We start from the raw sequence: 6359 nt of genomic DNA on the forward strand, positions 1-6359 counted from the left end.
CTATCCACGTATGGATACCTTCAAAAGGCGTGTTCTTGACGCTGCTATGAGCCAAATAAATGAGTCTACAGATATTCGAGTAACATACGATCAGTATAAGCAAGGAAAAACTATTGCTGGATTCGCTTTCAAACTCAAGCAAAAAGAAAAACTAAAAAAAATAGAAGAAATTAACAGAGATCAAAATACGATTGATATGTTTTATGAAATGACAGATGCACAGATTCATACTTTTGGAAATCAACTTTCTAAACTTCATGAGCTAAGCCATTTAGCTGTAGTCGGTGAAAGTTATGAGGACTTAGCTTCTCGTATTAAACAAATGCTGAAAGCTCCTGAACAGCAAAAACAACTCCATCCCTATTTGAGCCAATTAGGGTTTAGCAAAAAGGTGAAAAACTATGAGAAATGAAACGATGGAAAAATTTATAAATCATGCGTTAATCACTCATGATCGTATGAGTACGGATGAAAACTATCGCAAAGAAGTGGCTTCAAGAGCGACAATTTCAAATTCTAGTAATAACGTTGAGTTATACAGTATTTATGATCTTGAACAATTAAATCCACTATCTCACGCAGAGAAATTATTAGATCTTAAAACTATTCAATACATCAGAAGTTGTGATGAGTTAGATATCCATGCGTATTTCATTTTAGATCGATGGGCAACCTACCAACCTAATGCACTCAAAAATTTAGAAGAACAAGGTGATATTTTTTTACTAAATTATTTGTATCAGCAGCAGCAAAAAGAATTGGAGATTTTGAAAAATCCTCAATACGCCAAAAAAGAAAAGCATTTAACCATTCATGAACGGCTTGAATTACACGAAATTTCTACACATCTTACGCTAAGATCTTAGAACTTGATGAAAGGAACGCATACTCTTGATGTATTGGTAATGTATTTTACAATACGTTTCCAATACAGATTTAAAATACAAGTGAATACACCATGAATACAGTCACAAAATACACTGTAAGTGATGCGGCATTACTGTACAAAAAGTCTAGGGCAACTTTATATAAAGATATAAAAAACGGTATATTAAGTAGAGATAATGATGGATTAATTGATTTTTCAGAACTACTTAGAGTGTATGGAGAGCCATACGAGAAGAAATCTAAAAAACGTATTGATACGTATCCAATACATACAGTGAATACACATGAATACAATGAAGAATACATGCATAATACAGTCAAAGAACTTGAAAATCAGATCAGATTCTTAAAAGAGCAGTTGCATAAAGCTGAGACCAGGGAAGAAAAGGCAAACCAACGTATTGATACGCTTTTGACGTTAATTGAAATGAAGAAACCTGTATTTTCTGAAGATAAAGACACGATTAAGGAAACAGTAACAGAGCCTTCTGTTAAGGATAATTCAGCTAAAAAATATCATGTGCCTAATGTAGAGGAAGAAGAAATTCCTAAACGTAGCTTTTTGCATAGATTTTTTTTACCTAATGGATAATTTTTGTTATTTTTAGAAATTATATTTTTACGGTTATTTGATGTCGATTTTCTAGGGACAGGGTAGGGTTTGTATCACCGCCCAAAATTTTGGCGTCAACAAACGACCTGATCAGGGCATAGCCCCGATACCCCTAAATTTAATTAGCGATTAGAAGTTGGATAGTAAATGAAACGGACAGATTTAAAAGTACCTTATCAAGAAAAAGACCACGCTAAATCTCTAGGAGCAAAATGGGATAGTACAAATAAAGTTTGGTATGTTCCTGATGGAATATCAGTTGATCCCTTTTCAAAGTGGATTCCTAAAGAAAACTATAATATTAAAGCTGATAAATTTTATCTGGCTAGAAGTACTTATTCTTGTTGGTCTTGCAATAAAGACACTTTTGTATTTTCCATTGCCGTACCTCCAACAGCTCTTTTCCTTGAATATGATGAGGGTGAAGAAACAGAGGAATGGATACCAAATATCCATAATAATCCAACCTTTGTAAGTTATCTTTCTGCTATGACCATTAACGTTGAGAATACTATTAAAAAATTAGCTCCTCGATATCATTCTGATTTTAGTAAAACAGTAAATACAACATATTGGATGAATCATTGTGAGCATTGCGGAATGAAACAAGGGGATTTTGGGTTACATCAAGAGGTTGATTCACCTTTCTTCCCAATTAGTGAATCGCAAGCAGAGCTATTAGAGTTTCTAGAAATAAATGAACCGATTCAATGTAATGGAGATGGCTATGGTAATTACAGCTCAAATATGGATGAGTTATTTGAAATGTTCAACCTAACTGATTGAGCTGAGTTTCGGATAAGAAATTTTATGTTAAATATTAAAACTATTGTTGACGCCAATAAGAAGGACTAGAACCAAACCGCTGTTTAAATGCCCTACTAAATGCTGCTTCTGAAGCATATCCAGTATCTTCTGCAACTTGAAAAATAGTTCGTTTGGTTTGTTGTAATAATTCTGCTGCTTTATCAAGTCTTAATCCAATTAAATACCTAAAAGGTGGTTCACCTACCAAAGCAACAAAACGAGAGGCAAAAACAGATCTGGAAAGACCCGCCAGATTAGCGAGTTCACATACTGTCCATGCTTTTTCAGGTTTTGAGTGCATAGCACCTAATACATAACCGATAGCTGGATCAGCCGCCCCTGAAAGCCAATTTGCTTTTATATTTGGTTCCAATGCCCATAATCTTAAAACTCGTATAAGTAGAAGCTCCATAATACGTGAGATCATTATAGTACTTCCTGGTTCGTTGGTTTCTATTTCATTTAATGCAAATTGAGAAGCTGTTTCTAACCAATCCATAACCCCATATGTTACGCGCCTTATAACAATTACTTTGGGTAAACAGTACAATAACCGTTTTGATAATCGTTGATCATATTGAAATGTTCCTCTTAACCATTCAGATTCTATTAGTTTATGGGGATACGATATCGAAAATTCAGAGCTAAATGTAAGAAGAATATCGCCCTCAGATAATTCGATCGGATCAGGGGAATAATCCTCACAACGAAAATAAAATGTTCCACTTTTTATGATTAATAAGGATGGTTCGCTTGTATTGAGACTTATATCACTCATTGAGCCTGATGTATGCACTTCAATATACCCACCAGTGAAGCGAATTAAACCTAGAACATCGGATAAAGCATCCTTAAAATTAGGCGTATGTGCAAATTTATTAATAGAATTAATCATGGATTCTCCATAATGCTTTAACTATTCTTAATCTCAAATCATATTAATTCAAGGAATTATTCAATGTCTAAGAACAAAACAATTATTCTAGTGCACGGTTTTTGGGGGGGAGCTGCTCATTGGGCTAAAGTGATTCCAGAACTTGAGCGAAAAGGTTATCATAATATTCGTGCAGTTGAGCTTCCTTTAACATCGCTTGCAAATGATGTTGAGCGTTTGCAAAAAATGATTAAGCAACAACAAAATGACGTTATTCTTGTTGGTCATTCTTATGGTGGGGCTGTCATTACAGAAGCTGGTAATCTATCAAATGTTTCAGGTCTTATTTATATTGCTGCCTTTGCACCAGATACAGGCGAAAGTCCAGGTAAAATCACAGAAAAAAATCCTCCAGCTGCTTTTTCTAGTATTAGTCCAGATAGTGATGGGTATCTTTGGATTGATTATGATAAGTATCATGAAAGTTTCTGCCAAGATCTCAATGTTGAGGATGCTTGGGTTATGTCTGTAACACAAAAAGCGCCTTTAGAATCGACCTTCTCTAATACAATTAGTACACCAGCTTGGAAAAACAAACCGTGTTGGTATCAAATTTCTAGCCAAGATCGAATGATTAATCCTGCAAATCAGAAATATATGGCAGAACGGATGAATCCACAAAAAGTGATTACATTGGATGCTAGTCATGCCTCACTTGCGTCTCAGCCACTGGCAATCGCTGAATTTATAATAGATGCCATTGAAACAGACATATAAATTTAAGACATAGTTTTCAAATTTCAAATCTATAAAACATATGTTTTATAGATTTGAAATCTCAAAGAGAGGAATTGTCTTATTAATTAGAGTCGGATGAACTTCATTAAAGTGACTATTACTCGAATTCATTACAGGCCTTAAATACAACTATCAAAAAAGGAACAATAGCAAAGTTAGGAAATAAATTCTCTGGTCCTAGGACATATATTGTCGTGTTGTTAATATATAGATCATAAAACGAAATAATTTAATTTAAGCTTTCCTAAACTTACCATAATACAGCTTATGCGAAATACCTAATAAAAATTAGGTATTTCAGTGACTTGTGAATTAGTCAATCTGTCCGACTTCCCATCTGAAACATTTCGCCCATTTTCTGGACTTTTTGGTACATTCCGCCAAGAAAATTCGACATTTCTAGCCAGTTCGGGGAAATATTGTTTAGGTAAACTAAAACTGTTTATCCTGTGATGTATGCAAAATTCTTAAAATAAATACCTTTTTTATCGTTTCATCAATGGTAAGAATTGCTCGATACAGATTATTGCCTACAAGCAATTCTCGTGTCCCTAAAGAGCCTTTTTCATGACTACGATAGGGAAAGAAGTACAAATCCTCTAATTGCCCTGTAATCTGCATATACATAGCTTCTGTACGTTGTTCACCCCACCTTTCAATCCCATAAGCTAGGATTTCCACTAAATCTTGTTCCGCCAATGGCGTATAAACCACCTGATAATCCATTATTTATGGCTCGCCACCAATGCTCGTGCTTTTTGCATCGCTGTTTCATGGACATTTTTCATGGCAGTCACTTGTTCAGGATGGGTTTTTAAAGAATCTAAAGCTGCTTGAATCTTCTCTTTGTCTAATTTGTTGTAATCATCTTCTGATACATCAAACAAATGCTCTAGGTGTGTGCCTTTCACATCTTTTAAAGAGAGGAATACACCCACTGGACGTTTATTCTTGGTCACAAGCACAGGTTCACGTTGCATGGTATCAAGTAATTCACCAAAACGAAGTTTGGCATCTTTGGCTGTAATCACTTGCATATCAAACCTCTTGTTCATTAGAAGTAGTCATTTTAGCTATTATAATCTCATTTTATACAATTACCATTTATTTTTGCCGTTATACATCTTTAGGGGTATCGGGGCTATGCCCTGATCAGGTGGTTTGATGGCGGAAAATTTATTTGGCGGGAATACAAACCCTACCCTGTCCCTAGAAAATAGACATGTTTTCTTATATGAATTCTTATCCAAAAAATATTATCGAAATAGATAAAATTTCTTTTAAATTTTTATTAAAAAAATTGCGAAGCGTGTTTTTATATATTTTTAATACTTTTAAATGTTTTTAGACAAGCTACAAGCCTTTTATACCAATGCATACAGAGGAGATACCACACCAAAAAGTCACCTATACCACACCAAAAAGTCACCTATACCACACCAAAAAGTCACCTATACCACACCAAAAAGTCACCTATTTACACCATCAATAGACTATGTTGTAATAACACCATAATTTATTAATGGTGTTTTATTTTGGTAAATGAACTAATTGTTAAAGACAATGCATTAATCAATGCAAGTTATAACTTAGACACTGTGGAGCAGAGGTTGGTTTTGCTTGCAATTCTTCAGGCACGAGAATCGAACATAGATATTGATGCGTATACAAAATTAAGAGTGTATGCAGGTGACTACATGAATAAATTTAATGTAGACAAGCATGCTGCCTATAAGGCTTTGAAAAATGCAGTTAATAACTTGTTTGGTCGTCAATTTAGTTATATGACTTTTGATGAGAAAACTGGAAAAAGTAAAAAAGTTATATCTAGATGGGTGCAAAGCATTGCGTATATTGAGGATGCCGCAACTTTGGAATTAGCATTTACAATAGAGGTAATTCCTTTAATTACTAGATTAGAGCAACAATTTACCAGTTATCAGCTTAAACAAGTATCGCAACTGACCAGTAAATATGCCATCCGATTGTATGAAATATTAATTGCATGGCGAGAAGTAGGTAAAACACCCATCATAAACGTTGCTGATTTGCGTTCTAAGCTTGGTTTGGGTGATAGTGACTATCCACGTATGGATACCTTCAAAAGGCGTGTTCTTGACGCTGCTATGAGCCAAATAAATGAGTCTACAGATATTCGAGTAACATACGATCAGTATAAGCAAGGAAAAACTATTGCTGGATTCGCTTTCAAACTCAAGCAAAAAGAAAAACTAAAAAAAATAGAAGAAATTAACAGAGATCAAAATACGATTGATATGTTTTATGAAATGACAGATGCACAGATTCATACTTTTGGAAATCAACTTTCTAAACTTCATGAGCTAAGCCATTTAGCTGTAGTCGGTGAAAGTTATGAGG

At 34.4% G+C, this 6359-nt stretch carries 9 protein-coding genes and 1 pseudogene; 7 read left to right on the forward strand and 3 right to left on the reverse strand.

The features are described from left to right. The 4 genes and pseudogenes from KPC_RS16810 to KPC_RS16825 all read left to right on the forward strand — a co-directional run. A pseudogene (locus KPC_RS16810) lies at positions 1 to 412 on the forward strand (RepB family plasmid replication initiator protein); the annotation flags it as partial. Then, positions 402 to 866, forward strand: a complete 465-nt coding sequence (locus tag KPC_RS16815; protein WP_121975503.1) for a hypothetical protein — start codon at positions 402 to 404, stop codon at positions 864 to 866. The pseudogene KPC_RS16810 and the gene KPC_RS16815, both read left to right, overlap by 11 nt. Positions 867 to 958: 92 nt before the next feature. Beyond that, complete coding sequence (locus KPC_RS16820) at positions 959 to 1480, forward strand: plasmid replication DNA-binding protein (RefSeq protein ID WP_121975504.1); 522 nt, start codon at positions 959 to 961, stop codon at positions 1478 to 1480. Between the two features lie 168 nt (positions 1481 to 1648). Further along, entirely contained in the window at positions 1649 to 2287 is a 639-nt protein-coding gene (locus tag KPC_RS16825; RefSeq protein ID WP_121975505.1) for a DUF5710 domain-containing protein, read from the forward strand. A gap of 40 nt (positions 2288 to 2327) precedes the next feature. Here KPC_RS16825 and KPC_RS16830 read toward each other — a convergent pair whose 3' ends face one another. Then, positions 2328 to 3203, reverse strand: coding sequence for an AraC family transcriptional regulator (locus KPC_RS16830; RefSeq protein ID WP_121975506.1), 876 nt, complete (start codon positions 3201 to 3203; stop codon positions 2328 to 2330). Positions 3204 to 3266: 63 nt separating this feature from the next. On the opposite strand from KPC_RS16830, the gene KPC_RS16835 reads away from it, so the two are divergent. After that, positions 3267 to 3959, forward strand: a complete 693-nt coding sequence (locus KPC_RS16835) for an alpha/beta hydrolase (protein ID WP_121975507.1) — start codon at positions 3267 to 3269, stop codon at positions 3957 to 3959. A gap of 321 nt (positions 3960 to 4280) precedes the next feature. Continuing rightward, a complete protein-coding gene (locus KPC_RS20475) occupies positions 4281 to 4433 on the forward strand; it encodes a hypothetical protein (RefSeq protein WP_171334530.1) in 153 nt (50 codons plus the stop codon). Here the strand turns inward: KPC_RS20475 and KPC_RS16840 are convergent. Together KPC_RS16840 and KPC_RS16845 are read right to left on the reverse strand one after the other, a co-directional pair. Next, entirely contained in the window at positions 4413 to 4694 is a 282-nt protein-coding gene (locus KPC_RS16840) for a type II toxin-antitoxin system RelE/ParE family toxin (RefSeq protein WP_228212297.1), read from the reverse strand. The genes KPC_RS20475 and KPC_RS16840 overlap by 21 nt on opposite strands. Positions 4695 to 4705: 11 nt before the next feature. Continuing rightward, positions 4706 to 5017 (reverse strand): type II toxin-antitoxin system prevent-host-death family antitoxin, encoded by a 312-nt coding sequence (locus KPC_RS16845; RefSeq protein WP_121975509.1) that lies wholly within the window; start codon positions 5015 to 5017, stop codon positions 4706 to 4708. 495 nt (positions 5018 to 5512) lie between these two features. Here KPC_RS16845 and repM point away from each other — a divergent pair. Continuing rightward, positions 5513 to 6359 (forward strand): replication initiation protein RepM (gene repM / locus KPC_RS16850; RefSeq protein ID WP_146196658.1); only part of this gene is annotated, 847 nt, incomplete at its 3' end.

Source organism: Acinetobacter stercoris, assembly GCF_900323515.1.
GTDB lineage: Bacteria > Pseudomonadota > Gammaproteobacteria > Pseudomonadales > Moraxellaceae > Acinetobacter > Acinetobacter stercoris.